The sequence below is a fragment of the Alkanindiges hydrocarboniclasticus genome, from assembly GCF_001982605.1.
GTDB lineage: Bacteria > Pseudomonadota > Gammaproteobacteria > Pseudomonadales > Moraxellaceae > Alkanindiges > Alkanindiges hydrocarboniclasticus.
In genome coordinates, this window is record NZ_MLCN01000046.1 from 1 (window position 1) to 436 (window position 436).

Sequence of the window (436 nt, forward strand, 5' to 3'; positions counted from 1 at the left end):
TTACCGTGCTGTTCGACATATAAACGTGTTGAAATCATATAGTCAAAGGTTGATTCTGACTCACAGAAGCGTAAATGCTGCAATTTTCCTGTAGCATCATCGATAAACACCAGCAGACAGCATTTAGCAGCGCGTCCTTCAAACCAGTCATGGTGTGAGCCATCAATTTGGATCAGTTCACCATAACAGTCCCGGTTGTAACGAGGCTGATACGGGCGTTTCAGACGCTTGGCGCGAGGAATCCATAAATCAGCTGCAATCATCCAAGAACGCAGGGTTTCTACTGAAAGATCGAATCCATGTACGGTGGTGAGCTTTTCATGCGCTAAAGTGGGTCCGAAACCATGGAGTTGGTCAGAAACAATATTGAGGCACTTGAGTCTGAGTTCTTCAGGAAGTTTAGAATTGCTGATTTGGCCACGACCGGCATGGGCTA

The 436-nt window shown here is 46.1% G+C and carries 1 pseudogene; it reads right to left on the reverse strand.

Going from position 1 to position 436, the window contains the following annotated elements:
• A pseudogene (locus tag BKE30_RS14060) lies at nucleotides 1–436 on the reverse strand (ISNCY family transposase); the annotation flags it as partial.